The following is a 25,770-nucleotide window of genomic DNA, read 5'->3' as shown; positions in this document are numbered from 1 at the left end:
TGGAGACGCCGTCTGAAACCCGTGACGCGCCGGTGCAGGCGCTATTCGGATTGGGCCCCCATTAAATCGACGCTTGCTAGCGTCGGCAATGATTCCATGGCATCGGACGCTATGGCAGTTGACATAAAGGGTCATTCAAGGAGGCTAAACCAAATGAACAAACAGATTCGAGTGATGCTTGCGGGTACATCGCTGCTCGTCGCCGGCGCCTTGTTCGCCCAGGACGTTCCGCCTGCGCAGCCCATGCCGCCGCCCCCGCCACCGGGTCAGGCACCTCCACCCAATCCTCCCCTGCCCCCACCGCCCCCGCCGCCCCCGCCGCCTGGCGACTCCGCGACGTCTATGCCGCCATCGCCGGAAGCCGGTGCCCGTAGCACGACCATGTCGACGCCGCAGGGCCAGGTAACGGTCGACACCGCGCCAAACCCGATGCCCAAAGCAGGCCCGGCACCGGACTTCGCCACGCTCGCCAACGGCGGACAGTCCATTTCCGAAAGTCAGGCGTCGGCCTATCCGCTACTCGCCAACGACTTCCAGTACGCGGACAAGAATCGCGATGGAAAGATATCGAAGAGCGAGTACGAGGCATGGCTGAAACATAAATAAGTAAGCGATCGCACACGGGAGGCCAGCCGGCCTCCCGTGTTTCCCGCTTTGGCGTACTGCACGGACTTCACACGTTCTCGCCGGATACACTCCCAGTTGCCAGCGGGCATCAAGGGAGCTTTAGCGGATGAAACGATTGACGACGGCAACGGCCGTAGGCGCTTTGGCGTGCCTGAACATGGGGAGCGCGTGGGCACAGAATCCCAGCCCGATGGACATACGCGCCTGCTCCGCCATCGAGACCGATGCGCAACGCCTCGCGTGTTACGACAAGGCGGTTGGGCGTCCGCGGATGGAAACCTCCGCCAGGAAAGACGATGCCGCCGCGCGCAATTCGCCCGTGGTCGATGCGGCCACGCGGGATAGCGGCAATGTCGCGAAGCCGCTTTCGTTGCTGGACAGCCGCTGGGAACTGTCGCCGGAAAGCAAGCTCGGCACGATGAATCTGCGCGGCTACAGGCCCACGTACGTGCTGCCGTATTTCGTCAGCAGCGACCAGAACCAGACGCCGCACAGTCCCTCGCCGAATCATACGGTCGACACGCCACAGGGCCTTCAGAATGCCGAAATGAAGTTCCAGCTGAGCCTGAAGACCAAGGTCTGGCAAGGCGTCTTCGGCGATGCGGGCGACCTGTGGATCGGCTACACCCAGTCGTCCCGCTGGCAGGTCTACAACAAGGATCTCTCGCGCCCGTTCCGCGAAACGAACTATGAGCCCGAGGCGATGCTCATATTCAATACGAACTACGAAATATTCGGCTGGACCGGCAAGCTCGCGGGCATCGGTGTAACCCACCAGTCCAACGGACGGGGCGACCCGCTCTCCCGGAGCTGGAACCGCGTCATCGCCAACATCGGCCTCGAACGGGAAGGCTGGACCGTCATGCTGCGCCCGTGGTGGCGCATTCCGGAAGACCGGAAAACCGACGACAACCCGGACATCTCGAACTACATGGGCCGCGGAGAAATCCAGGTCGTGCGCGAATGGCGTTCGAACGAATTCGCCCTCGCCGCGCGTCACTCCTTCCGCGGCGGCGACGAATCGCACGGCTCGCTACGCTTTACCTGGAGCTTCCCGATAGTGAACAACTTCCGCGGCTATCTGGAAGTGTTCAACGGATATGGCGAGAGCATGATCGACTACAACCACAAGGCGACATATCTGGGCCTGGGCGTGTCGTTGCTCGATTGGTATTGAGTGAAGAGCGGGGATGGGGGGTGGGAAGTGGGGGCGCATTTCCGGCGAGCGCCCGAGGGGGCCGGTATCGTTCGGCGAAGATAGCGTCTGCGTGGCGCTTGTCGTTCCCTCAGGCGTTCGCCGGAAGTGCGCCCCCACTTCCCACCCCCATCCCCCGCTCCGAGGACTTTAGTGGTGATGACCACCTTCGCCATGCACGTGACCGTGCTGAAGTTCTTCTTCGGACGCTTCGCGCACGTTCGCGATTTCCACCGCGAAATGCAGCGTCTGGCCCGCGAGCGGGTGATTGCCGTCGACCGTGACGTTGTCGCCGTCGATGGAGGCGATGGTTACGTTGATGCTGCCCTGGTCGTTGCGACCCTGGAACTGCATGCCCGGCTGCAGATCTTCCACGCCCTGGAAGGCCTCGCGCGGCACGATCTGCACCAGTTCGGGATGACGAACGCCGTAACCCTCTTCAGGAATCACGTCGACCTTGAACTGGTCGCCTTCCGAACGGCCTTCCAGCGCCTTTTCCAGACCCGGCACGATATGGCCTTCGCCATGGATGTAAGCCAGCGGCTCACGACCGTCGGAGCTGTCGATGACGTTGCCCTGATCGTCGGTCAGCGTGTAATGGAAGGAAACGGCGTGGCGGTTTGCAATCTGCATGGACATCTCGCTGATGGGAAAAATTCAGGGGTGTAAGGCTAGGGGAGGTCTCGCTCGACTGCAAATGGCGAAGAGCGGGGGTTGGGGGTGGGAAGTGGGGGCGTCGATCCGGCGAACGCCTGAGGGAACGACAAGCGCTAAGCGGACGCTAACTCGGCCGGGCGATACCAGCTCCCTCGTGCGCTCGCCGGAAATGCGCCCCCACTTCCCACCCCCACCCCCCGCTCCATTGCTGCGCCGCAACCCGCCGAAATCGACGAATCTGTTAGCGTTCGCGGTTTGTCACCGACACTGCGGGCCAGCATGTTCGACTGTATTTTGATCGCCAACCGAGGCGAAATTGCCTGCCGCGTGATCCGGACCTGCCGGCGGCTCGGCATCCGCACCGTCGCGGTCTATTCCACCGCCGACGCCGATGCCCAGCACGTCCGTCTTGCCGACGAGGCCTGGCCTATCGGTGGCCCGCGCCCGGCCGAGTCCTATCTGCGCGCCGACGCGATTATCGAGGTAGCGAAACGGGCCGGTGCCCAGGCCATCCACCCGGGATACGGCTTCCTGTCGGAAAACACCGCGTTTGCTCGCGCCTGCGTCGACGCCGGCATCGTCTTCATCGGCCCGCGACCGGAAAGCATCGATGCGATGGGTTCCAAAGCCGCCGCCAAGGCGTTGATGGAAACCCACGATGTCCCGTTGGTGCCGGGTTACCACGGCGCCGATCAGGACCCGGCCCGGCTGGCCGACGAGGCTGCCCGCACCGGTTTCCCGCTGATGATCAAGGCCGCCTCGGGCGGTGGCGGCAAAGGCATGCGCATCGTCCGCACGGCCGGCGATTTCGCCGAGGCACTGGCCTCCGCGCAGCGCGAAGCCGCCAATGCGTTCGGCGACACACGCGTCATTCTCGAACGCTATGTCGAGCATCCGCGTCACATCGAATTCCAGGTGTTCGGCGACACGCAGGGCAACGTCATCCATCTGAACGAGCGCGAATGCTCGGCGCAGCGGCGTTACCAGAAAGTACTGGAAGAAACGCCCTCCCCCTTCCTCGACACCGAACGCCGCGCGCGCATGGGCATGGCGGCGGTCGCTGCCGCGAAAGCAGTGAACTACGTGGGCGCGGGCACCGTCGAATTCATCGTCGCGCAGGACGGCGAGTTTTTCTTCATGGAGATGAATACCCGTCTTCAGGTCGAACATCCGGTGACGGAGGAAACGCTCGGACTGGATCTGGTCGAATGGCAGCTGCGCATCGCTTCGGGCGAACCGCTGCCGCTTGCGCAGGACAACGTTCGCGTGCACGGCCACGCCATCGAAGTGCGGCTTTACGCCGAAGATCCGGAACAAAACTTCCTGCCGGGCTCCGGCAAGCTGCGCCGCCTGACCCTGCCTCGTCCTTCGGCGCACGTGCGTCTGGATGGCGGCGTCGTCGAAGGCGACACGGTCACGATTTTCTACGACCCGATGATCGCCAAACTCATCGTTCACGACGCCACGCGCGAAGCCGCGCTCGAACGCCTGAGCGAGGCACTGGCCGCCAGCGACATCGTCGGACCGAAATCCAATATCGCCTTTCTCGAACGACTGGTGCGCCATCCGGCCATCGTCGGAGGCACCATCGACACCGGCTACCTCGACCGGCACCTCGATCAGTTCCTGACTGGTAGCACGACCGCGTGCACCGATACGGTCTTCGCCGCGGCGACGGCGGCACTCCTCACTGAAGAGGCCCGCCAGAAGGCTCCGGACGGCGATCCCAGCTCGCCCTGGGCCGTCGCCGATGCATGGCGGCTGGGTCATCCGGGCAAGCGCGTCGTGGCGTTGATGGAAGGCAACGTTCGCCATGAAATCGACGCGCACGGACACGATGGCCACTACGTACTGCAGCACGCCGACGCGGTGTGCACTGTCTCGGGTGCCCGCCTCTCGGGCGATACGCTTAGCGCACGTTTCGACGAGCATGCCCGTCGCGTGCCGCTGTCGATCGGCCATGGCCGCATCCGCGTGCACGACACGAGCGCACAACGCTGGATATTCGAGCAGGCGCCCGCTTTCGCCTGGATCAGCACGGAAGCACAAGGCGCGAAACACGTCACCGCGCCGATGCCCGGCCGTATCGTGCTCGTGAAAACGGCCGTCGGCGATGCCGTCGAGGAAGGCCAGGAACTGATGGTCATGGAAGCGATGAAAATGGAACTGGCCTTGAAGGCGCCGCGTGCCGGCACCATCGAGTCCATCATGGCGGCGCAAGGCGATTTCGTGGACGCGGACAGCGTGCTCGTACGCTTCGTCGACGCGACCTGAAGGACAGAACCATGACCGATTCCAATCATGTACGTATCGTCGAAGTAGGCGCGCGCGATGGCCTGCAGAACGAAAAGACCCTGCTGCCGACATCGACCAAGATCGAACTGATCGACCGTCTGTCGGCCACTGGCCTGACGACCATCGAAGCCACCAGCTTCGTCAGTCCGAAATGGGTACCGCAGCTCGCCGATGCCGCCGACGTATTTCGCGGCATTCGCAGACTACCCGGCGTTTCCTATCCCGTACTCGTGCCCAACCTGACCGGCTACGAACGCGCACGCGACGTCGGCGCGACCGAAGTCGCCGTGTTCACCGCCGCTTCCGAAGCGTTCAACCGGGCGAACATCAACGCCACGATCGACGAATCCATCGAACGCTTCCTCCCCGTACTGGAGCGCGCGAAGGCCGATGGCGTGAAAGTTCGCGGCTATGTTTCCACGGTACTCGGCTGTCCCTATCAAGGCGAGGTACCCGTCGCGGACGTGGTGCGCGTCGCTCGCCGCCTGCACGAACTGGGTTGCTACGAAATCTCGCTTGGCGACACCATCGGCGTCGGCACGCCGGTAAAGGCGCGCGCGATGCTGCGCGCCGTTGCAGCCGACGTACCCATGACCGCACTCGCCGTGCATTTCCACGATACCTACGGCCAGGCATTGGCGAACATCCTGTCCTGCCTCGAAGAAGGCGTCCGCGTCGTCGACAGCGCCGTGTCGGGCACGGGCGGCTGCCCTTATGCGAAGGGTGCTACCGGAAATGTGGCCAGCGAGGACGTGGCGTACATGCTGAGCGGCATGGGCATCCACACCGGCGTCGATCTGGACGCACTCGTGGCTACGGGTGCGTGGCTTGCCGCGCAGCTTGGCAAGGAAACGGCCAGCCGGGTGACGCGGGCGCGCACGACTTCGTCGTCATAGCGCCACTCACCACTCGCGCAGGGGCGGACCCGTCGATCACCCGATGGATCGGGTTCGTCGAAGGTGTCTGCTCTGTGTATTCGCCAACAGACGGAAAGCTCCAGGGTCTGGACTGGTGGGCGGCGTATAAAAAACGGAGTCCATCGAAACACGGTCCGGCGAACGATTATCCGGAGTGTTCCGCGCGGTACTGTAATTCGACGAAAGCGATGATTGGCTACCATGCATTCCGTCTGCGCTCGCCTGGGATGATGGCGACCTCACGGCCGCATTCTTGGCGGTCACCGCGTCGTTAGCCCCTGCTGCGCTGCCATCGTGAGCCATCGGGTGCATTTCTATTTCCTCGCCGAGGCCAGCGCTCCCTCTCTTGAACCTTGCCACGGCCTTGCTAACCGCTCCCGATGTTCCTGCCACATCGCTCCCTGCGTTCTTGAAGCCTTGCCATAGATGAACGATCTCTCGCTGCACGGCTCTCTGTTCCATCTCGGACCACCTGCTGTGCATCAGGCCGCTCTTCGAAACCTTCAGCAATCCCTTTACTTCGGCCGCACCGCTCACGAAGCCCAGCACGCCCGAAATAGCTCCAAGAACGTTAGTGGCGCCTTCATTGCCAGCATCTTCCGCAGCGGCGGTTGCGATATCGAGTAACGGAGAAACCATGCCGATGACTCCCACGACCGCTTGCCCCCATTGGGTCGCGGACGCAGCCGCGACCACCGCGCCCGCGGCGGTAGTCGCGGCCGTGGTTGCCGCCGTCGTCGCTACGGATGTCGCAGCGGCGGCGGCCGTTGTTGTTCCGGAAAACAACGTGGCCGCGATCGATGAGCCGGCTGCGGATAGCGCCGGTGAAAGGGTACCCCACGAAGCGATAGTCAACCCAACCGACACGACCGCCATAAAACCCGCGAGCAGCCAGGAAAAAAGACTCTGGCCCGTCGAATCCAATTTATTCGCCGGATCGCTTCCGCAATAGAGATATGCATTGAGATTGCCCTTGCCGAACGGGCTCGCCGCGTCCGGACTATGAAAACGCATCAACACGGGGTTGTATGCCCGATAGCTATCGGGCAGATACCAGCCCGTGACGCGATCCTTTATTTCGCCCGCATACGCAACATCGCTTCCCTCGATGCCTCCGGAACGGTACCCGTAAGGCATATAGGTCGCCGTGGTCACGTGGTCAGATACCTCGCACGTCACCGACCCCTGCGAGTCGCCGCCCAGAAGAATCACCTTGCCGATAGCCTTCGATAGTCGCGTTTCGGCCAATGTCTGACCGGCGAAGACATGGAACGACGACGATTCGTCCTCACCCGCCTCGTGCGCAAGCTTTCCGGCCTCGTAATACCGATAACGTATGCCGTCTGCGCCGCTTATCGCACCTATGCGATCGAGCGGGTCATATCGGTAGGCGCATTCGCGATCACCGTTTGTCCAGCCGCAAAACCGCCCCATGGCGTCGTACTCGAGTTTACGGCCGGTCTCGTCATACATGAGGTTTCCAGAGGAGTCATAGGCTAGCGCGATGCGTCGATCCGGCTGCCCCTGTCGCTGTCGCAACCATTCGACAAGTTGGGTCGGGTCCGCCTCGTCATAGGTGAACTGGCTTGTTTCTTCGAGCTCGTCGGGATCCGCGTAGCGCGTCGTCATACGACGGACATTGCCGAGCGCATCGAACACGAATATCTGCTGGCGGACGGCTTTCCCCGAGTCGTCTTCCGGACCGCCATCGCCGCTGCACGTATAGGTCTCCATGCGACCGCGCACATCATAGGTATAGCTCTCCTCGTGCGCGCCTTCCTCGCTGGCGAACTTACGCCTGGAAAGCTGGTCATCCGCAGTGTATTCCTGGCTTACCCCACGCACCCAGGTCCGCTTCCCGATACGAATCGTGATGGTGCGATCGATTTCGCGGCCAGTACCGTCGTATCGAAGTGCAACATCCATCGTTCGCGCGCCGCCCCGCGTTTCGCTGACGACACGCTCTACGCGGGAAAACGCATCGTAGGCGAAGACCACCTTCAGCGCATCGCCATCGACAAGGGTCAACCTGCCCAGCAAGTCGTAGCCGAATATCCGCGATTCTCCATCTACCCCCGCACTGGTAGCCATCTTTCCAAGCAACGAATATGCATAGCTCGCTTCCCGAGAGACTCCAGCGAGCGTGGAGGTTTCCGTCCGTACCCGCCCCGACGGGTAATAGGCAGTTTCCACACTACCCAGTTCATTGCTGGCAAGGATCACCCGGCCGTGGACACTATCGCGTTCGAACACGACCCTATCATCGACACTGTCCAACCGAATCAAACCATCGGCGAGATGTTTCTCGTAGTGGCAGGCAAGCCTCTGGCCAGACGGCAAATCGATGTAATCCGCTTCGCGCGATAGCGGACTGTTGTATCGATACGTCGTGATCCGGCCGCCCGCGCGGAACAGGCGACGCCGACCCATCCCATCGAACGCCTGCTCACCCAACTGAACATCCGCCGTACCGAGCGACTCGTGGCGGACCGCGATTCCGATAACCAGCGCATCGTTGGTGTACTCAGGATAATTACGCGAAACCACCGCGCCATCCGGCAAGGTCGACTCAATCAGTCGATCGTATGCGTCGTAACGGTGACGGGTCGTCCTCTCGTCGATACCAATTGCCGAATAGGTTTCGACAACGCACCGGTCGAATCCGTCGTAGACGTAACTATGGACACTTCGGACTGATCCTGAGCTATCGAGTTGCTCGATGGTGAGCGGCTTGCCGGTGACGCTTATGACGGTCCGGGTAGCGTCGCTGCGTTGACCCGGACCTTGTCCGGTCGTCGCCTCCCAGGTTTCGTTTGCCCGATGGATGGGGTCTGGCAGATGATGGAGGGTGACCCCGTCGGGCCGCACTTCCTCAGTGAGATTGCCCCAGCCGTCGTAGCGATAGTTTGTCGTGAGGGAGAGCGCAGCTGCCTTCGTCACGATTAGCCCATGAACCGCAAGCGGGATGTCGACATCGGTCGTCGTTTGCACAGACGTACGTCCATGAATGTCATAGGTCGTGCGCCATATCTCATGCTCGAGGCCGTCGCCCATCCAGTCGACCGCCACCCGACGGATCTCGCGACCAAAGCCGTCGAGCTCCGTACGCGTCCGTTGACCCGTGACGCCCGTCGTTTCCTGCCAGCTTTGCTTGTGCGAAAGAAAGTACCCGGTTCGGGTGGTGACCGCGAACTCACTGTCGGCCGCGGCCGTCTCTGCCGTCACTCGCCCGAGCCGATCGTTCGCGTAACGCATGATCACACCGTTACGGCCCTCGTCCATCACGCGCAATCCGCTAATCAGCGAGTTCGCGGAGAACGACGTGATCCCGATTGCCTCGTCGCCGTTACTGCTCAGCGTTGTTTTTGCAATCACCAGCGAGGGGTGAACGATGCCAGCGGCATCGACCTGCATCGTGGACGGCCCATGCCTGAATCGTCCTTGCCGATTCGCGCGCTTTCCATCCACTGGCAGCGTATAAGCAAATGCGACCATGCTGCTCACGCCGTTCATTGTGGACATGATGCCGAGCGGTCGACCATGATGGTCGCCTCCGTCGTCGATGAACGCATAAGCCACATCGCCCAGCAGGTTCAGCGCACCGTCGACACCTTCTTCGTAAGTCGCCTCGAATGACGACACCACGTGATTGAGTCCGCCAGGCAATAGCGATGGAAGAAGTTCATAACGATACCGGACCACGCGAACCGCGCCTTCGGTGCCCGGCGGAGATGAGATGCGTTTTTCCTTCAGGAAACGCACGAATCCAAGAGGGTCGGCTGGACAGAAACCTTCGACTCCTTCGACTGGATAATAGGAACGGCGTTCCTCGGCGCCCCGTGCATCCATGTGGGTAAGTACATTGCCGTCGACATCATACGTGCGCGTTTCCACTTCATTGAGTTCGCCTTCCGCGCCGTTCCTTGAAAGAGTGGTAGTCACCATAACTGGCAACTGACACCACGGCGGCTGCCGATCGAACGGCCACGAGGGGTTCTCGTCGTACTCGGTCACTGTCTCGCTGATGCACCCATCCTGCGTGGTGACCTCGCGGGTCAGCAGATGAAACCGGTTGAAGGTCCGCTCGATGGTTTTCACCGCGTCGATGCCGTCCATCGCCGTTTCGGTCGAGCTGTAGAGGTAAGGGGCTCCCGCCACGGCGACGATCCGATAGAGGTTGTCCTCATCGTCCATCCAGTCGTCCAGCGCCCCGTAGCCAAAGAAATTACGGGCCGAATAGGTATACCGGGTCACCATCGTCGGCTGGCCGTGGCCGGGGTAGCGCCGGAACGTATCGACCACCGGCATGTGCGTCAGCGGCCGCTCCGCCCCGCCGGGCAGTTGATGCCCGGCCAGCTTATAGATCGCCTCTTCCCGCCCACCGGTCGGCACGGTCGTCGTCTTCAGCAGCAGCAATCCCGTGGCGGTCGACTCGTAACCGAACGCCCAGCCCTCGCCGGTCCCCTCCGGCAACGCCAGCGTCACCAGCCGATCGTTGGTCTGGTGCAGGGTGAAAACGCTGGCCTGCGGCGTGTCCGGGTGCAGGGTCACCGTGGCCCGGCCGGTTTGATAGGCCACGGCGAGCAATACCCCGGACCGGTCCGACATACTCACCAGGCGGGTGATGCCGTTTGTCGATTGCTGCTGCAACGTCACCACGTAGCCTTCCGGCGAACGGATCTCACGCAACACCGCCACGCCGTCGCTGCCCGGATCGGTTTTCAGAAACTCCGACAGGCCCGATTTGTGGGTCACCCGGTAACCGCCGGCCTCCTGGACCATATCGAACGAACGCAGCTTGCGGTCCTTGAAGGTCATCGTCCCGGCGACCAGCCTGTCCGCCTTGAACGACTCGCCGGTCGAAAGCTGCAACACCTGCCGCCGGCCGTCGTAGCGCGTCGTCGACAGCGACCAGCCACGACCGAATCCCGCGTTCGCCGGGTTCAGCGCGCTGAAGCTCAGACCCAAACCCACCGTCGGCCCGCACAGGTCATTGGCCGCCACGCCCGGCAGGCTGATCGAGCACGAATACATCCCCGTACGGGGGTCCACCCCGGTCGTAACGCAACTCAGGAAATTGAAGGCGTTCGAGTGGATGCCGCCGGTGTCGCCCGCCAGGATCGTCTTGCGTTTGCTTCCCCCGCCAGACGGGCGCGCTTTGGCCGGCTTGGGGACTCGGGCGGGCTTGGGCACCGCGGCTTGCTTGCGCATGGGGATTCCCGTGAACCATGTCGACCGCCACAACGGCGCGACTCACTGGCATCAGCATCGATCCGCAAAGCACACGTGGGAATATCACTTCAGTTGTAGGCGGCCAGTGGCTCTCCGCTCGCGGGGGCGATCGGCGAAGGCGGATTTGGCTAGAAGGATTTGGCTAGAATCGGAACGAATTGCCATGCCAGGCCACGAATCCTCCCATGACCACGCCTTTCGCCATCCGCCCCATCGAATCCCGCGACGATGGCGTTATCGCCGCCATCATTCGTACCGTCATGCCGGAGTTCGGCGCCGACGGTCCCGGCTTCGCCATCCACGACACGGAAGTCGGCGGGATGAGCCACGCCTATGCGGGCGACCGCCGCGCGTATTTCGTCGTGGAACGCGAGGGCCACGTCATCGGCGGCGCTGGCATCGCACCGCTGGAAGGTGGCGATCCCAACGTCTGCGAACTTCGCAAGATGTACTTCCTGCCAGAAGCCCGTGGCATCGGTGCGGGCGGCGCGATGATGGAGCGCTGTCTCGCGACGGCCCGCGACCTGGGGTTCCGCCAGTGTTATCTGGAAACACTGACCGGTATGGATGCCGCACAAACGCTCTACCGGCGCCACGGCTTTCGCATACTCGACGCCCCCATGGGCGGCACGGGCCACTTCAGTTGCGATAAGTTCTTCATTCGCGATCTCCAGGAATAACGCGCAATGTCCCAGCCGCCGCAACTCATCTTCGCCACCGACGATCCGGGCAAGGCGGACATACTCCCGCTGATCGAACAGTTCGATGGCTATCTGTCCGACCTGTACACGACGACCAGTCGCGAATCGATCGGCCTGGAAGCGCTGCGCCAGCCGAACGTCAGCTTCATGACGGCGCGCGTGGATGGCACGCCTCTCGCGTGCGGCGCCTGCGTGGACCACGTCGACTACGTCGAACTTAAACACATGTATGTGCTGCCCGCCTGCCGGGGCATGGGCCTGGGCAAGCAGATGCTCGAAGCGCTGGAAGGCCAGGTGCGCAAAGCAGGCGGTCGTATCGTGCGCCTGGAAACGGGCACCGCGCAGACCGAATCGCTGGAACTCTACGAACGAGCCGGCTATCGCCGTTGCCCGCCCTTTGGCAATCACTATGCGAACCCCGCCAGCATCTTCATGGAAAAAAACCTGTGATCCGCATTGCCACGCCGCATGATGCCGCCGCCTGTCACGCGATTTACGCGCCCATCGTCGAAGACAGCGCGATCACCTTCGAAACGGGACTGCCGGGCGACGACGCCATGCGCGAACGCATCGTCGCGCGCACGCAGAGTTATCCGTGGCTGGTCTGGGAAGAGAACGGCACCGTGCTCGCCTATGCATATTGCGGCAGGTTCCGCGAACGCGCGGCCTATGACTGGATCGCCGAAACCTCGATTTACGTCCACGCCGACGCACGTCGCCGTGGCATCGCGCGGCGCCTGTACGCGACCTTGCTCGACGTCATGAACATGCAGCGGATCAATCAGGCCGTAGGCGTCATCACGCTACCCGGCGAAACCAGCGTGGCATTGCACGAATCCATGGGTTTCACGCCTGCTGGCGTCTGGCGGAACGCGGGCTACAAGCTCGATCGCTGGTGGGACGTGGGGGTGTGGCAGAAGACCCTGCATACGCCGCCTGCCGTCCCTGCTCCGCTGATTCGCTTCCCCGAACTGGCTGGCAGGCCGGAACTGGCGGAACTGCTGGCCAGGGGCTCCGGCGCCTCACGCGCGCCGTAGCGTCGCCTCGGCTACCATTCCGCCTCTAGCCCATGCACGTGAGACTTTTATGCAGCTCGACCAGGTCAAAGCGATCATCACCGGCGGTGCCTCAGGTCTCGGCCACGCCGTCGCCCAGAAGCTGATCGCCAGCGGCGCGCAGGTCGCGCTCTTCGACGTCAACGAAGAAAAAGGCCATGCCGCCGTCGCGGCGCTCGGAACAAAGGCCAGTTTCCAGCGGACCGACGTCACGTCCGAGGAAGGCGTCGCCGCCAACGTCGCGGCCGCCCGCGACACCATGGGTGGCCTGAATGTCGTCGTCAATTGCGCGGGTATCCTTGGCGCCGGTCGCGTGCTGGGCAAGGAAGGCCCGATGCCCCTGTCGACGTTCGCCACCACGGTGATGGTCAACCTCGTCGGCAGCTTCAACGTCGCCAAGGCCGCTGCGTCGCTGATGCAGGGCAACGCCACGGGCGAGGACGGCGAACGCGGCGTCATCGTGAACACCGCCTCGGTCGCGGCTTACGAAGGCCAGATCGGCCAGGCTGCCTATTCCGCCTCGAAGGGCGGCGTTGTCGGCATGACGCTTCCGATGGCACGCGAGTTGTCGCGCTTCGGTATCCGTGTCGCCACCATCGCTCCGGGCATCTTCTGGACGCCCATGGTCGACAACATGTCGCCTCAGGTGCAGGAATCGCTGAACGCCTCGATCCCCTTCCCGCCGCGCATGGGCAAACCGGAAGAATTCGCCGATACCGTCGCATTCATCCTGACCAATATCTACATCAATGGCGAGACGATCCGTCTCGATGGCGCCGTGCGTCTGGCCGCCAAATAATCCATCTTCCTAACCCGAACCAACCCATCGGCTCATTCCATGAAAGCATCCGAAGTCAAGAAAGGTAACGTCGTCGAGAACGAGGGTACCGTCTACCAGGTCCGCGACATCGAGCGCAGCTCGCCCAGCGCGCGCGGCGGCAACGTCACCTACCGCTTCACGCTCTACTCGATTCCGGCCAACCGCAAATTCGACCTCAGCCTGCGCGCGGACGACGAACTGAAGGAAATGGAACTCACGCGCCGCGAAGCGGACTTCTCATACATGGACGGCGAAACGTTCGTCTTCATGGACAAGGAAGACTTTACGCAATACCTGCTTGGTCCCGAGATCGTCGGCGACAACGCGGGCTACGTCGTCGAAGGCGTCGAGGGCTATTACGTCCAGATCATCGACGACGAACCGGTCGCCTTGCAGGTACCGACCAGCGTCGTGCTGACCGTGACCGACACGGCTCCGGAAATGAAGGGTGCCAGCGCGACGAAGCGCACCAAGCCGGCCACGCTGCAAACCGGCGTCGAGATCCAGGTCCCCGAATACATCACGACGGGCGAGAAGGTCACGGTGAATACGGTAACGGGCGAGTTCGCGGGCCGGGCGTAACACCCCCAGTCAGCAACAATCCGGCACAATCGACGTCTCAAAGGACGAGCATCGAGAAGCCATGACCACGGGCGGGTATTCGCTCCGCGCAAGCGTGCTGGACAGCCTGATCAAGACCAAGCGGCCCGACGTGCCCCTGCGCGTCGCGTTGCGCAATACGGCGGCGGTCGTTCTGCCGCTGGCGTTGGGTATCTATTTCGACTATCCGCAGGTCGGCATCGGTATCGCGGCCGGTGCGCTCGATACGATGTTCTCGGACCAACCAGGCCCTTACCAGCAACGACTGAGCCGGCTTTTCCTCGCCGCACTGGCCGCCGGCGTCGCATCGCTGGCCGGATTCCTGCTCGGTGCATGGGTGCTGCCCATGTCGATCGCAACGGCGCTATGCGGTTTCTTCGGCGGACTGCTCGTCGTGTTCGGCCCGGACATCGCGCGCGTCGGCATGACCAGCATGCTGCTGCTCGTGATTACCGCGGCCACGCCCAAACCTCTGGACGACGCACTGATCGGCGGCGGCCTCATCTTCTCCGGCGGCATGCTGCTGGCGCTGTTTTCCATCGCCGCGTGGCCCCTGCAGCGCTATCGTCCCGAACGTCAGGCGCTGGCGGATGTCTATCGCGGCCTCGCCGAACTTGCCCGCCAACGCCAGGACGATAGCGACGCACCGGGCCTCACCGACAGCATGACGGTGCTGCAGAACACGCTGCTGGGCCGTCATCGCGCGCGCGGCCGCGCCATGGAAGCCTTTCGCGTCTTGCTGGAACTGGCCGAGCGCATCCGTCTCGAACTGGTCGCCATGGGCGAACTCGACCGCCGCCGCGACGGCATGCAGGACATGTTCCGGGCCGACGCCGCGCGCGTGCTTTCCGCCACGGCCGACGCACTGGAAGCGGCCGAACCGCCCGAACGCGCGGACCGCGCACTGAAGACCCTGCAAGCAAGCGAGCGCGCCCTGCTCGGCGGCTCGGCCGGAGCCGGCATGACGGCGCATATCCGCGCGCTGTCCGGTCAGCTTGCGGCCGCGGTCCGCAATACCAACTGGGCCGGCAGCCGCGGTGAAATGCGCGCACAGGAGGCCGAAGTCGCCCTGCCCGAAACGCTGCGCAGCGCTTCCGTTCTGGCCACGCTACGCGCCAACATCACCCCCCACTCCGTCGCGTTCCGGCACGCGGTCCGCTGCGCGGTGGTCCTCACGCTGGCGTTTGCCGTGTCGCGCTACGCCAACCTGCCGCATGGCTACTGGATGCCGATGACGGCCGCCATCGTGCTGCGTCCCGACTTCGCCGCCACGCTCAACTTCGGGCTGCTGCGTGTCGTGGGCACGATTCTCGGGCTGGTCCTTACCTCGTTCCTGCTAGGCATTACGCCAAACGTGATCTGGGCGCATATCGCGGTCATGGGCGTACTTTGCGTCGCCTTCCGCTATCTGGCCACGGCGCATTACGGCGTCGCGGTCGCGGCACTCACGGGCACGGTTGTCGTGCTGCTCTCGTTCGAGGGCGTGGATTCGTCCGCCGCGATGTCCGATCGCGTGCTCAATACGGCCCTGGGCAGCGGCATGGCCCTGCTGGCCTACGTTTTGTGGCCCACCTGGGAGCGCAACCGCGCACGCGTGGCGCTGGCGGACATGCTCGACGCATACGCCACGTATGTCCGCGTGCTGGCGGCTCCGGAAAGCCGCACGAAACGCCACGATGCCCGAACCGCCGCACGTACGGCGCGCACCAATGCGCTGGCCTCGGTCGATCGTATGCGTGCCGAACCCGGAACCCCCAGGCACCTGCAGGAACTGGCCGAAACGCTGTATGCGAACGGCAACCGCCTGGCCCGGACCGCGATGACGCTGGAAGCCCTTATCGACGGCGAAGCGGTACCCACGGAATGGGAGCTGGTCGGCCCGTTCGTCACCGCTTCGGCCGACGTCCTGCACGAGCAGGCGGCGGCATTGAGCGAAGGCCGCGACCCCGCCCCTCCCGCCGACCTGCGCGCGATGCAGCGCCAGCTGACCGAGCAACTGACACGTATGCGGGACCGGGAGCTGGCTGAATCCATCGTCCGCGTGACCGACCGGCTGACCGATAACGTCGACACGACCCAGCACGTCATCGCCAGGCGCAACGCCGAAACCTGAGCCCTTGCTGCAACGCGAAACGTAGGCTAACGGGGATGCGGCTACACTCGATCACATGCTGAAAATCGACACGCACGCCCATATCCTCCCGCGCGACTGGCCCGACCTGGCCGGCAAGTACGTCGACGATCGTTTCCCGGTCATGACGCGCACCGGCGGCCATCACCGCATCTACAAGGACGGCAAGTTTTTCCGCGAAGTGTGGGAATCGGCGTTCGACGCGGAACACCGGATCGCCGATTACGCCCGCTACGGCGTCGACGTACAGGTGATTTCCACCGTACCGGTGATGTTCTCGTACTGGGCCAAGGGCCATCAGGCACTGGAATTGCATCGCCATCTGAACGACTCGATGGCTGCGGTATGCGAAACCCACCCGCGTCACTACGCGGGCATCGGTACCGTTCCGCTACAGTCGCCGACGCTGGCGATCCAGGAAATGGAACGCTGCCTCAACGAACTGGGTCTGCAAGGCGTGCAGATCGGATCGCACTGCAACGACTGGAATCTGGACGCACCCGAGCTGTTTCCGTTCTTCGAAACCGCCGCCGACATGGGCGCCGCTATCCTCGTGCATCCATGGGACATGATGGGCGGTGCCGACATGCCGAAATACTGGCTGCCCTGGCTGGTGGGCATGCCGGCGGAACAGTCGCGTGCTGCCTGCTCGCTGGTTTTCGGCGGCGTGCTGGAACGCCTGCCCGATCTGAAAATCATGCTCGCCCACGGCGGCGGCAGCTTTCCGTACACGATCGGTCGCATCGAACACGGATTCCGCATGCGCCCCGACATCGTCGCCACGGACAACGCACGCAATCCACGCGAATATCTGTCGCGTCTTTTCTTCGACTCCTGCGTGCACGATCCGCTGGCCCTGCGCTATCTGCTGGATGTGACGGGAGTCGAGCGCGTGATGCTCGGAACCGACTATCCTTTCCCCCTGGGGGAACAGGTGCCCGGAAGCGGGATCGAGGCACTGGGGCTCGACGACACATCCCGCGCGCGCCTGTTTCATGGCACCGCGCTGGAATGGCTGGGCCTCCCCGCGTCCCGATTCCAGACAACGACGTCCTGACAGGAAACGCGCATGACCCGCACGTTCAAGCCGCTCATCGCCGCCTTGCTGCTCGCCAGCCCGGCAGCTTTCTCCGCCGATGTTCTGATGGCCAACGGCTCCGTCCGCTTCAGCACGCCCGACACGTGGCTCAGCATCATGCAGACCGAAGGCGACCCGGAAGTCCAGGTGTTTCAGGTACCCGATCCGTCGACCGCCGCGAACACCCTGGCGCGCGTCACCGTGACGGTAAAGCAGGTAGCCAGCGTGGCGGCGTTCAAACAGTACATCGACGGCTTCACGATCCGCGCGAAGGGCATGACCGGCTATTCGGCCAGTCCCTCGGCGGCAGCGAACCAATACATTTACACGGCGCAGGAAAGCGGCGTGAAACTCAACTACCACGAGCGTTATTGGTTCGTCGGCGATCGGGCCATCCAGTTGCGTTGCGTACGCCCGACCGGCGCCGCCGCGTGGAACGCCGCCTTTGATCGTGGGTGCGACGATATCGCCTCGCACATGTCTACCTAAGGTCCCCATGACGTCTTACGAAGCCACCCGTGCCTGGGCCGACGCCCAGGATGCCGCCGATCCGCTGCGTACCTTCCGCGACGAGTTCCATATTCCACCGCATGAAGGTCGCGACAGCCTGTACTTCTGCGGCAATTCGCTCGGACTGCAACCTCGCGCCGTGCGCGCCGCGCTGAACGACGAACTGGATTACTGGGGCGAGCTGGCCGTCGAAGGCCACTTCCGCGGTCGTCTGCCATGGCTGGACTATCACGAATACGTGCGCGACAACCTGGCCGAAATCGTCGGCGCGCGGCCGGACGAAGTGGTCGCCATGAACACGCTGGGCGTGAACCTGCACCTGATGATGGTCAGTTTCTACCGGCCTACCGCGCAACGCCCCGCCATTCTGATCGAAGCCGGCTCGTTCCCGACCGATCGCTACGCCGTCGAATCGCAGATCCGCTTCCATGGTTTCGACCCGGCCACCGCGCTGATCGAAGTGGAAGCCGACGGTCCGAACGGCACGCTGTCGCAGGCAGCCATCGAGCGCGTACTGGCCGAGCATGGCTCGCGCATCGCACTGGTCCTGCTGCCGGGCATCCAGTACCGCACCGGCCAGTCGTTCGACCTCGCCGCCATCGTGCGCGCCGCGCATGCGCGTGATTGCCTGGTCGGTTTCGACCTTGCCCATGCGGTCGGCAACCTGCCGCTGAAACTGCACGACTCCGGCGCCGATTTCGCGATCTGGTGCAGCTACAAATACCTCAACGGCGGCCCGGGTGCCGTCGGCGGCGCCTTCGTTCACGAGCGTCACGGCAAGGCCGACCTGCCGCGTTTCGCGGGCTGGTGGGGGCACGACAAGGCGACCCGCTTCAGGATGGGACCCGAGTTCGTTCCCATCCCCGGTGCGGACGGCTGGCAGCTTTCCAATCCGCCGATCCTCGCGCTCGCGCCGTTGCGCGTCTCGCTGGACGTCTTCCATCGTGCGGGAACGGACCGGCTGGTCGCCAAATCGCGGCAGCTCACCGGATATCTTGAGTGGCTGGTGCACGAACGTCTGGTCGAGACGCTCGAGGTCGTGACACCCGCCGATCCATCGCAGCGCGGTGCCCAGCTGTCGATTCGCGTACGTGCGGGTCGCGATGCCGGCCGCTCGCTTTTCGATTATCTGATGGCCAACGGCGTCATCGGCGACTGGCGCGAACCGGACGTCATCCGCATCTCGCCGACGCCGCTGTACAACCGTTACAGCGACTGCCTCGGTTTCGCCGACGCCGTCGCTGCCTGGCGTTCGCGCTGATGGCGACAACGGATGTCTATCCCCTGCCCTATAGCGAACGCGGTGACGGTTTCGCCATACAGGCGGTGACGCACTGGTTGCGCAAAGTACCGGGGCGGCGCGCGCTGGGCCTGCTTGCCGGTGGACTTCCCGTCGAGCTACCCACACGGCCTGCCGGTCTTTCCCATCGCGGCATCGAAGCATCGACGAACGGTTACGTCGTCGCCTGCGACGATGTCAGCAGTGCGTGGCTGCGCGAGAATCCACGCGTCACGGATAGTTATGTCGCGGCGGCAAAACCGGTATTGACGAACCGTCTCGCGCGCCTGGATGGCTATGCGCGTCATCTCGCGACATCGGGCGACGTGGAAATCTTCGTCGGTCCGCGAATGGATCGCATCGATGCCTTCCTCGGCGAACCGGAGGAATTCCGCGAGGCGATCGACCTGCTGCGCGATGCACCACGCGACGGACGCACCGCACTCGCCAGCGCGCCGGAAGAAGGTTCGTCCCGATACGACGAGCCGGACTTCATTTTCGGCACGCAATCGTGGATAGACGGACAGCGTGTGCTGATCGAATACGCATCGGACGAAACGGGCCGCCCCGAAACCGTGGCGCTGGACCGGGACACGTTTGCCAATGCGATGGAGCGTGCGTTCAACACGATGCAGGACGAAGCCGATCGTCTTCGCGCGGCGTTGGCTGCGGTTCTCTGACGAGGCTCTCTGTGGGAGGCTCCCACAGAGAAATTGCTTCGGCCGTGGGTAACCGCACTACTCCCGAACCTGCCCGCTACCACGCACCACAAAACGCTCGACCGTCAGCGACTCCGCCCCCATCGGCCCATACGCGTGCAGCCGCGTCGTGGAAATGCCGATCTCCGTACCTAGCCCCAACTCTCCGCCGTCGCTGAATCGCGACGACGCATTCACCATTACCACCGCCGAACGCAGCTCGCGCACGAAACGCTCCGCGACTACCTCATCGCGGGTAGCGATGACTTCCGTGTGATCGGAGCCGAAGCGACGGATGTGCGCGATAGCGGAATCGAGATCGTCGACGACGCGCATGGCGATCACCAGGTCCAGGAACTCCGCACCGTAGTCGGTATTATCGGCTGCCGTCAGATCCGCGACGATGGCGCGCGATCGTTCGCATGCCCGGACCTCGACACCTCGCTCGCGCAACGCGGCGACGGCGGCGGGAACGAACGTATCCGCAATGTCCGCATGGACGAGCAAAGTCTCCAGCGCATTGCATACGCCGGGCCGGCTCGTTTTGCCGTTCACCAGCAGTCGCAACGCCAGGGCCGGATCGGCCGCGCTGTCGACGTAAAGGTGGCATACGCCCTTGTAGTGTTTGATGACCGGCACGCGCGCATGCTCGGTGACGAAGCCGATCAGTCCTTCCCCGCCACGAGGAATCGCGAGGTCGACGATATCGACCAGCTGCAGCAACTCCACCATCGTTTCGCGCGATGGATCGCCGACCAGCGTAAGCGCATCGACCGGTACGCCATGCGCTGGCAACACGGTGCGCATAGCGGCGGCGATGGCAAGATTCGAGTGCATCGCATCCGAACCGCCACGGAGAATCACGCCATTGCCCGCCATAAGACACAGCGCGGCGGCATCGGCGGTAACGTTCGGACGTGCCTCGTAAATCATCGCAATGACACCGAGCGGAACGCGAACGCGCTCCACGACAAGCCCGTTCGGCCGCACTTCGGAACGCGTGATCCGCCCGACCGGGTCGGGTAAAGCCGCGACCGCCCCGATCGCGCGGACGATGCCGTCGAGACGGTCCTCGTCCAGGCGCAGCCGGTCGAGCATCGCCGCGCCGATACCATTGCCGCGTGCGGCTTCCATATCGCGCGCATTCGCGGCAAGGACGGTCGTAGCGTCGGCCGCCAGTGCCGCCGCCATGTCGTGCAGCAACGCGCGCTTGCGCTCCGTCGACAACCCCGCAACGTGGATCGACGCCTCCCGGCAAGCCAGTGCCTGTTCGCGTATCGACGTATTCATGCTGTCTCCCGATTCACAGCGCGACCAGATCGTCGCGATGGATGACATTCTCGCCATAGCTATAACCCAGCACGGCATCGATGTCGCGTGTGTGTTTCCGCGCGATGCGGCGTATATCCACCGCCGCGTACTGACTGATGCCGCGGCCGACCGGCAAACCGTCATCCTCGCAGGCGATTTCCACGACGTCGCCGCGTGCGAAGTCGCCGGTCGCACCGAGTACACCGCCAGGCAGCAACGACGCGCCGCGTTCGCGCACGGCGCGCGCCGCGCCCGGATCGATCGTGATGCTTCCCGCCGATGGCGCGTGACGCAGCCAGTACTTGCGTGCCGCCAGCCGTGTACGCGGTGCTCGGATACGGGTACCCGACAGCATGCCGTCGGCCAGCCGTCCCACGACCGTCGCGTCGGTGCCGTCGAACAGAATCGTTTCTATTCCGGCCGCCGCGGCTTTCTCGGCGGCTTCCAGCTTGGTACGCATGCCGCCCGTACCGGACCGCGACCCGCTGCCGCCGGCTATCGCGTAAAGCGCCGGTGTCACGGCCGCCACATCGTCGATGGGAGCGGCATCCGGCACCATGCGCGGATTGGCACTGTACAGACCGCCGATATCCGTCGCGATAAGCAGGATATCCGCGTCGACCAGCGCCGCGACGATCGCGGCGAGATTGTCGTTGTCGCCGAGTTTCAGCTCGTCGACCGCGACGGTATCGTTCTCGTTGATGACGGGAATGGCCTGCAACGCGAGCAGTTCGCGTAGCGTGGAACGGGCGTTGAGATAGCGACGGCGGTGGCGAAGGTCGTCGTGGGTAAGCAGGACCTGGGCGACCGACGCGTCGAAGAACCCCTGCCAAAGAGCGATCAGCCGCGTCTGACCCAGCGCGGCGAGTGCCTGTCGCGCCGGCAAACCCATCGCCTGCCCCGGCGTCGCCAGCGCGCGGCCCGCCGCCACGGCGCCCGAGGAAACGATCACGACATCGCGCCCGTTCGCGCGGCTGCGCTCGACGAAGGCCGCCAGTGCGGCGGCATACCGCGGACTCAGCCCACCCTCGTCGGCGGCGAGCAGGCTGCTGCCGACTTTGAGTACCGCACGCCGCCAGGATGGCAGCGCCTGTTCCACGAACCCGCTCCCCATCCCACTCCCCTTCAGGCAATCGTCAACTCCGCGTCAGACGCGCACGCAGCGCATCCAGCCGGAGATCGTATCCGGCACCCGGCGACACGCGTGCCGCGAGGCTGGACTCGGGCGTACGCCCGTCGCCCGCCGAGGCTGCCGTTTCCGCGGCGGAACGATAAGCATCGCGGAACGGAACGCCCGCGACAGCCTGCTCGATGGCGACATCGGTGGCGTACATCGCCGGCTCGATAGCCGCACGCATGCGCTCGGCCTTCCACTCCATGCGCGCAAGCAGATCGGGCAGGAGTTCCAGCGCGGCGAGCCCATTCGTGAAGCCGTGATACAGCGAGCCCTTCGAAAACTGCAGGTCGCGCTGATAACCCGACGGCAGCGACAGCAGCTGTTCGATTTCCGTCCGCGCGGCGGCGACGGCCGCGTAACTGGCGCGCAGCAGTTCGACGACGTCCGGATTGCGCTTGTTCGGCATGATCGACGAGCCGGTGGTGTACTCGCCCGGCAGGCCGACGAAATCGAACTCGGCCGTGGTGAACAGCGACAGATCCCACGCCAGACGACGCGTATCGAGTAATGCGGTGCCTACGGCATCCAGCGCCGCCATTTCGAACTTGCCGCGCGAAAGCTGCGCATAGATCGGCGACACCTGCATGCGGGCGAAGCCAAGTCGCGATGTGGTGTGCTCACGGTCCAGCGCGACGTTGACGCCGTAACCGGCGGCCGTGCCGAGCGGATTGGCATCGATCCAGTCGAATGCCTGACGCGCGCGCAGCGCGTTGTCGACGAAGGCTTCGGCGAATGCCGCGAACCACATCCCGGTCGACGACACCACTGCGCGCTGGATATGCGTGTAACCCGGCATGGGTACCGAATCGCCGGCAGCGCGTTCGATGCAGACCCCGGCGATCTCGCGGCACAGGGTTTCGAGCGTGCCGAGTTTTTCCTTCAGCCAGAGACGCGTGGCGACCAGGATCTGGTCGTTGCGGCTACGGCCGGTGTGCACGCGGCGTCCCGCATCGCCAAGGCGCTCCGTCAACCGTGCTTCGATAGCCGAGTGCCCATCCTCGAAACGATCGTCCAGCACAAAGCTTCCGGAGGAAAAGTCGACAGCCAGCGCATCGAGTTCGCGCAGCAAGGCGGCACATTCGTCGCCCGAAACCACGCCGATATTGGCCAGCCCCTCGACATGCGCCTTGCTCGCTTCGATGTCGTGCAGGAAGAACTCGCGATCGAGGATCACGTCGTTTCCGGCAAGGAAACGCATGATGCGCGCGTCGACCTTGCTATCGGATTTCTGCCAGAGCGGCTGGGTCATCTTAGCGTTGCCTTTTTAAACCGGGATGGAGGTGTATTCGTCGAAGCCGAGCGCGCGATTCACGTTCTGCATTGCCTGCGTCGCGGCGCCCTTCAGGAGATTGTCCAGCGTGGCGACCACGACGACGCGGCGACCGTCCGCCGACATCTCGAACGCGCCGACTTCCGCATGGTGTTTGTTCGCGATACGGCTGACCCACGGCGCATCGTCCAGCACCCGCACCAGCTTTTCGTTCTCGTAGGCACCACGGAAGCGCGCCACCACGTCGTCGCGCTTCATGGGTTTCGCCAGGTAGAGATTGGTGGTGACGGTAAGACCGCGAAAATGCGGCGCGACATGCGGCATGAATTCCACGGGCACGCCCAGGTGCCGGCTGGCTTCGCGCTCGTGCATATGACCGGTGAGCGAGTACGGCATCAGGTTGTCGCGCAACTTCTCCGGATCGTTACGATCCGAAGGCGTGGTGCCCGCACCCGAATAACCCGAGACGCCAAACGATACCGGCGGTGCGGCCAGCAGGTCTTTCACCGGCGCGACCGACAGTTGTACCGCCGTGGCATAGCAGCCGGGATTGCTGATCCGCTTCTCGCCGCGCCAGCGCTCGCGATAAAGCTCCGGAAGGCCGTAAAACCAGCGCTCGTCGAAACGATAGTCAGCCGAAAGGTCGACCACTACCGTGCCTTTGTCCGCTTTGTCGATGGCCTCGACGTACGGTGCCGCCTTGCCGTTCGGCAACGCGAGAATGACGACATCCGCCCCCTGCGCGGCGACGGCATCGGCATCCAGATTCGTGAAACGAAGCTCGCCCTTGTATGTGTCGTTATGGTCGGCAAGGCGCTGGCCGTCGAGCTCGCGCGACGAGACGAAGGCGAGTTCCAGTGCCGGGTGGTTCGCGATGAGGCGAATGAGTTCGGCGCCCGTATGACCGCGCGCGCCGACGATACCGATAGTCTTCTTCGACATGATGATTCAGTCCGTAAGGGTCGGCTCGCGCGTGGCGCAATGAGCCACGCAGCGTTCGATATCGGCGAAGTTATCGAGACCGTACCAGAACACCTTCCAGCGGTCCTGCTTGAAGCAGCCGTCGGATTCGGCGTAGTAGAAATGATTGATGGTATTGCCATGGCGCGAACGCCAGAACAGTTTCGGATTTTCGTCGCGCATCACCTGCCACACGGCACGCCCCAGGCCTTCGCCCTGCGCATCGTCAAGTACGGCGAATTTGTCCAGATAAGCGAACCCGTCTTCCTTCGTCAGGATCATCGCGGCGCGATAGTTTTCGCTGACGTAAAGACGGTAGATGTCCGTGCGATCGAAGTAATCGGAAACCAGCGTACGGCCGAAGCTGGACTCGATCAGGCCGCGCATGCGCTCCAGGTCGACGCCGTCCCACGATTCGAAGCGCAGCACGCGCTCGCCGCGGCGCACCAGCGTACCGGAACCCTTGTGCGTGAAGAGCTCCTTGGCCAGTTCCGACGGGCGCGTGATCGACACCGAAGAGGTCAGCGGCAGATCGTCCAGCAGGTCCTTGATCTGTTCGATCTTCAGACGCATGCCCGAATGCAACCAGGGCTGCGCGAGCAACTGGTCGTATTCGGTGGACAGGTTGATCGAGTCGATGATCTCGCCATCGCCGTCCAGCAATCCGCCCGTGCCGGTAAGAAAGACGATCTTGTACGGCTGCAGTACGCGTACAAGTTCGTTCGCGGCGAAGTCCGCATTGATGTTCAGTATCTGGCCCGCATCCGTTTCGCCAAGGCTGGCGATGACAGGAATCGACCCCGCGCGCAGGCTCGCTTCGATCGGGGCGAGATTGATTTCACGCACCTTGCCGACCAGTCCGTAGGTTTCCGGATCGAGATAGTCGGCCGTGAATACGCCCGACGGTACCGATGTCGCACGCGTATCGGCCTGCTGCAACGCTTCGACCAGCCGCAGATTCTGCGACTGGAATACGCGACGGACGATGGCCAGCGCTTCGGGCGTCGTGACGCGCAGGCCATTGACCGTGTGCTTTTCGATGCCTGCCGCCGACAATTCTTCGTCCAGCTGCGGACCCGCGCCATGCAGCACGATCGGCGTCAGGCCGACCTGCTGCAGGAATGCGAGCGACGACGTCAGCGCCGGCAGGTCGTCGCGCAGCACGGCGCCGCCGACCTTGACCACGGCGAATCGCTTCGCATCCAGTTGCGAGAAACGCTTCAGATACTGCTGGATCTCCCGCGCGCTGCCCATGCT

Annotated in this window: 21 protein-coding genes; 14 read left to right on the top strand and 7 right to left on the bottom strand. The window is 63.7% G+C overall.

The window, feature by feature from the left end; translation table 11 throughout:
• The first annotated feature begins 153 nt into the window (after positions 1–153).
• Positions 154–606 (top strand): EF-hand domain-containing protein, encoded by a 453-nt coding sequence (locus AC3IR3_RS06935; protein WP_489196208.1) that lies wholly within the window; start codon positions 154–156, stop codon positions 604–606.
• Between the two features lie 127 nt (positions 607–733).
• Entirely contained in the window at positions 734–1,804 is a 1,071-nt protein-coding gene (locus tag AC3IR3_RS06930) for a phospholipase A (RefSeq protein ID WP_489196207.1), read from the top strand.
• A 168-nt stretch (positions 1,805–1,972) separates the two neighbouring features.
• Here AC3IR3_RS06930 and AC3IR3_RS06925 read toward each other — a convergent pair whose 3' ends face one another.
• Positions 1,973–2,455 carry an FKBP-type peptidyl-prolyl cis-trans isomerase gene (locus AC3IR3_RS06925; protein WP_489196206.1) on the bottom strand — a complete coding sequence of 161 codons (483 nt, stop codon included), beginning with the start codon at positions 2,453–2,455 and terminating at the stop codon, positions 1,973–1,975.
• Positions 2,456–2,758: 303 nt separating this feature from the next.
• On the opposite strand from AC3IR3_RS06925, the gene AC3IR3_RS06920 reads away from it, so the two are divergent.
• Both AC3IR3_RS06920 and AC3IR3_RS06915 read left to right on the top strand, forming a co-directional pair.
• A complete protein-coding gene (locus AC3IR3_RS06920; RefSeq protein WP_489196205.1) occupies positions 2,759–4,753 on the top strand; it encodes an acetyl/propionyl/methylcrotonyl-CoA carboxylase subunit alpha in 1,995 nt (664 codons plus the stop codon).
• A gap of 11 nt (positions 4,754–4,764) precedes the next feature.
• On the top strand, positions 4,765–5,670 hold the full coding sequence (locus AC3IR3_RS06915; protein WP_489196204.1) for a hydroxymethylglutaryl-CoA lyase: 906 nt from the start codon (positions 4,765–4,767) through the stop codon (positions 5,668–5,670).
• Positions 5,671–5,706: 36 nt separating this feature from the next.
• On the opposite strand, the gene AC3IR3_RS06910 is transcribed toward AC3IR3_RS06915, so the two are convergent.
• Positions 5,707–10,902, bottom strand: coding sequence for an RHS repeat domain-containing protein (locus AC3IR3_RS06910; RefSeq protein ID WP_489196203.1), 5,196 nt, complete (start codon positions 10,900–10,902; stop codon positions 5,707–5,709).
• A 206-nt stretch (positions 10,903–11,108) separates the two neighbouring features.
• Between AC3IR3_RS06910 and AC3IR3_RS06905 the strand changes: the two genes are divergently transcribed.
• From AC3IR3_RS06905 to AC3IR3_RS06860, 10 genes are all read left to right on the top strand, one after another.
• Positions 11,109–11,603: a GNAT family N-acetyltransferase gene (locus AC3IR3_RS06905; protein WP_489196202.1), complete on the top strand. Its 495-nt coding sequence runs from the start codon at positions 11,109–11,111 to the stop codon at positions 11,601–11,603.
• A gap of 6 nt (positions 11,604–11,609) precedes the next feature.
• Positions 11,610–12,074: a GNAT family N-acetyltransferase gene (locus AC3IR3_RS06900; protein ID WP_489196201.1), complete on the top strand. Its 465-nt coding sequence runs from the start codon at positions 11,610–11,612 to the stop codon at positions 12,072–12,074.
• On the top strand, positions 12,071–12,661 hold the full coding sequence (locus AC3IR3_RS06895; protein WP_489196200.1) for a GNAT family N-acetyltransferase: 591 nt from the start codon (positions 12,071–12,073) through the stop codon (positions 12,659–12,661). Before AC3IR3_RS06900 ends, AC3IR3_RS06895 begins: the two co-directional genes overlap by 4 nt.
• 49 nt (positions 12,662–12,710) lie before the next feature.
• The gene (locus tag AC3IR3_RS06890; RefSeq protein WP_489196199.1) at positions 12,711–13,478 is read left to right on the top strand and encodes an SDR family NAD(P)-dependent oxidoreductase; all 768 of its coding nucleotides are present in this window, start codon (positions 12,711–12,713) and stop codon (positions 13,476–13,478) included.
• Between the two features lie 39 nt (positions 13,479–13,517).
• Positions 13,518–14,081 (top strand): elongation factor P-like protein EfpL, encoded by a 564-nt coding sequence (gene efpL, locus AC3IR3_RS06885; protein WP_489196198.1) that lies wholly within the window; start codon positions 13,518–13,520, stop codon positions 14,079–14,081.
• A 61-nt stretch (positions 14,082–14,142) separates the two neighbouring features.
• Positions 14,143–16,212 carry an FUSC family protein gene (locus AC3IR3_RS06880; RefSeq protein ID WP_489196197.1) on the top strand — a complete coding sequence of 690 codons (2,070 nt, stop codon included), beginning with the start codon at positions 14,143–14,145 and terminating at the stop codon, positions 16,210–16,212.
• 55 nt (positions 16,213–16,267) lie between these two features.
• Entirely contained in the window at positions 16,268–17,287 is a 1,020-nt protein-coding gene (locus AC3IR3_RS06875) for an amidohydrolase family protein (RefSeq protein WP_489196196.1), read from the top strand.
• 12 nt (positions 17,288–17,299) lie between these two features.
• On the top strand, positions 17,300–17,797 hold the full coding sequence (locus tag AC3IR3_RS06870) for a hypothetical protein (RefSeq protein WP_489196194.1): 498 nt from the start codon (positions 17,300–17,302) through the stop codon (positions 17,795–17,797).
• 7 nt (positions 17,798–17,804) lie between these two features.
• On the top strand, positions 17,805–19,079 hold the full coding sequence (gene kynU / locus AC3IR3_RS06865) for a kynureninase (RefSeq protein ID WP_489196193.1): 1,275 nt from the start codon (positions 17,805–17,807) through the stop codon (positions 19,077–19,079).
• Positions 19,079–19,777, top strand: coding sequence for a hypothetical protein (locus tag AC3IR3_RS06860; RefSeq protein WP_489196192.1), 699 nt, complete (start codon positions 19,079–19,081; stop codon positions 19,775–19,777). The genes kynU and AC3IR3_RS06860 overlap by 1 nt, the downstream gene beginning before the upstream one ends.
• Before the next feature lie 57 nt (positions 19,778–19,834).
• Here the strand turns inward: AC3IR3_RS06860 and AC3IR3_RS06855 are convergent, their stop codons facing one another.
• Genes AC3IR3_RS06855 through AC3IR3_RS06835 form a run of 5 tightly spaced genes read right to left on the bottom strand, consistent with a single transcriptional unit; the run spans position 19,835 to position 25,767 of the window.
• Positions 19,835–21,085 carry a glutamate-5-semialdehyde dehydrogenase gene (locus AC3IR3_RS06855; RefSeq protein WP_489196191.1) on the bottom strand — a complete coding sequence of 417 codons (1,251 nt, stop codon included), beginning with the start codon at positions 21,083–21,085 and terminating at the stop codon, positions 19,835–19,837.
• A 13-nt stretch (positions 21,086–21,098) separates the two neighbouring features.
• Positions 21,099–22,220 carry a glutamate 5-kinase gene (gene proB, locus AC3IR3_RS06850; RefSeq protein ID WP_489196190.1) on the bottom strand — a complete coding sequence of 374 codons (1,122 nt, stop codon included), beginning with the start codon at positions 22,218–22,220 and terminating at the stop codon, positions 21,099–21,101.
• A gap of 22 nt (positions 22,221–22,242) precedes the next feature.
• Complete coding sequence (locus tag AC3IR3_RS06845; RefSeq protein WP_489196189.1) at positions 22,243–23,532, bottom strand: argininosuccinate lyase; 1,290 nt, start codon at positions 23,530–23,532, stop codon at positions 22,243–22,245.
• Between the two features lie 15 nt (positions 23,533–23,547).
• Positions 23,548–24,495 carry an N-acetyl-gamma-glutamyl-phosphate reductase gene (argC, locus tag AC3IR3_RS06840; protein ID WP_489196188.1) on the bottom strand — a complete coding sequence of 316 codons (948 nt, stop codon included), beginning with the start codon at positions 24,493–24,495 and terminating at the stop codon, positions 23,548–23,550.
• A 6-nt stretch (positions 24,496–24,501) separates the two neighbouring features.
• Positions 24,502–25,767: an acetylglutamate kinase gene (locus AC3IR3_RS06835; protein WP_243649133.1), complete on the bottom strand. Its 1,266-nt coding sequence runs from the start codon at positions 25,765–25,767 to the stop codon at positions 24,502–24,504.
• Positions 25,768–25,770 lie beyond the last annotated feature (3 nt).

Source organism: Luteibacter sp. GL_149 (assembly GCF_057834065.1).
This window is presented reverse-complemented; position numbering and strand designations above follow the sequence as displayed.

Excerpts from the sequence above, each read along its gene's own strand:
- AC3IR3_RS06890 (WP_489196199.1), top strand. The coding sequence starts at position 12,711 with ATGCAGCTCGACCAGGTCAAAGCGATCATCACCGGCGGTGCCTCAGGT.
- AC3IR3_RS06880 (WP_489196197.1), top strand. The coding sequence starts at position 14,143 with ATGACCACGGGCGGGTATTCGCTCCGCGCAAGCGTGCTGGACAGCCTG.
- argC (WP_489196188.1), bottom strand. The coding sequence starts at position 24,495 with ATGTCGAAGAAGACTATCGGTATCGTCGGCGCGCGCGGTCATACGGGC.
- AC3IR3_RS06835 (WP_243649133.1), bottom strand. The coding sequence starts at position 25,767 with ATGGGCAGCGCGCGGGAGATCCAGCAGTATCTGAAGCGTTTCTCGCAA.
- kynU (WP_489196193.1), top strand. The coding sequence starts at position 17,805 with ATGACGTCTTACGAAGCCACCCGTGCCTGGGCCGACGCCCAGGATGCC.
- AC3IR3_RS06855 (WP_489196191.1), bottom strand. The coding sequence starts at position 21,085 with ATGAATACGTCGATACGCGAACAGGCACTGGCTTGCCGGGAGGCGTCG.
- AC3IR3_RS06930 (WP_489196207.1), top strand. The coding sequence starts at position 734 with ATGAAACGATTGACGACGGCAACGGCCGTAGGCGCTTTGGCGTGCCTG.
- AC3IR3_RS06875 (WP_489196196.1), top strand. The coding sequence starts at position 16,268 with ATGCTGAAAATCGACACGCACGCCCATATCCTCCCGCGCGACTGGCCC.
- efpL (WP_489196198.1), top strand. The coding sequence starts at position 13,518 with ATGAAAGCATCCGAAGTCAAGAAAGGTAACGTCGTCGAGAACGAGGGT.
- AC3IR3_RS06870 (WP_489196194.1), top strand. The coding sequence starts at position 17,300 with ATGACCCGCACGTTCAAGCCGCTCATCGCCGCCTTGCTGCTCGCCAGC.
- AC3IR3_RS06910 (WP_489196203.1), bottom strand. The coding sequence starts at position 10,902 with ATGCGCAAGCAAGCCGCGGTGCCCAAGCCCGCCCGAGTCCCCAAGCCG.
- AC3IR3_RS06905 (WP_489196202.1), top strand. The coding sequence starts at position 11,109 with ATGACCACGCCTTTCGCCATCCGCCCCATCGAATCCCGCGACGATGGC.
- AC3IR3_RS06900 (WP_489196201.1), top strand. The coding sequence starts at position 11,610 with ATGTCCCAGCCGCCGCAACTCATCTTCGCCACCGACGATCCGGGCAAG.
- AC3IR3_RS06925 (WP_489196206.1), bottom strand. The coding sequence starts at position 2,455 with ATGCAGATTGCAAACCGCCACGCCGTTTCCTTCCATTACACGCTGACC.
- AC3IR3_RS06935 (WP_489196208.1), top strand. The coding sequence starts at position 154 with ATGAACAAACAGATTCGAGTGATGCTTGCGGGTACATCGCTGCTCGTC.
- AC3IR3_RS06915 (WP_489196204.1), top strand. The coding sequence starts at position 4,765 with ATGACCGATTCCAATCATGTACGTATCGTCGAAGTAGGCGCGCGCGAT.
- AC3IR3_RS06920 (WP_489196205.1), top strand. The coding sequence starts at position 2,759 with ATGTTCGACTGTATTTTGATCGCCAACCGAGGCGAAATTGCCTGCCGC.
- AC3IR3_RS06845 (WP_489196189.1), bottom strand. The coding sequence starts at position 23,532 with ATGACCCAGCCGCTCTGGCAGAAATCCGATAGCAAGGTCGACGCGCGC.
- AC3IR3_RS06860 (WP_489196192.1), top strand. The coding sequence starts at position 19,079 with ATGGCGACAACGGATGTCTATCCCCTGCCCTATAGCGAACGCGGTGAC.
- proB (WP_489196190.1), bottom strand. The coding sequence starts at position 22,220 with ATGGGGAGCGGGTTCGTGGAACAGGCGCTGCCATCCTGGCGGCGTGCG.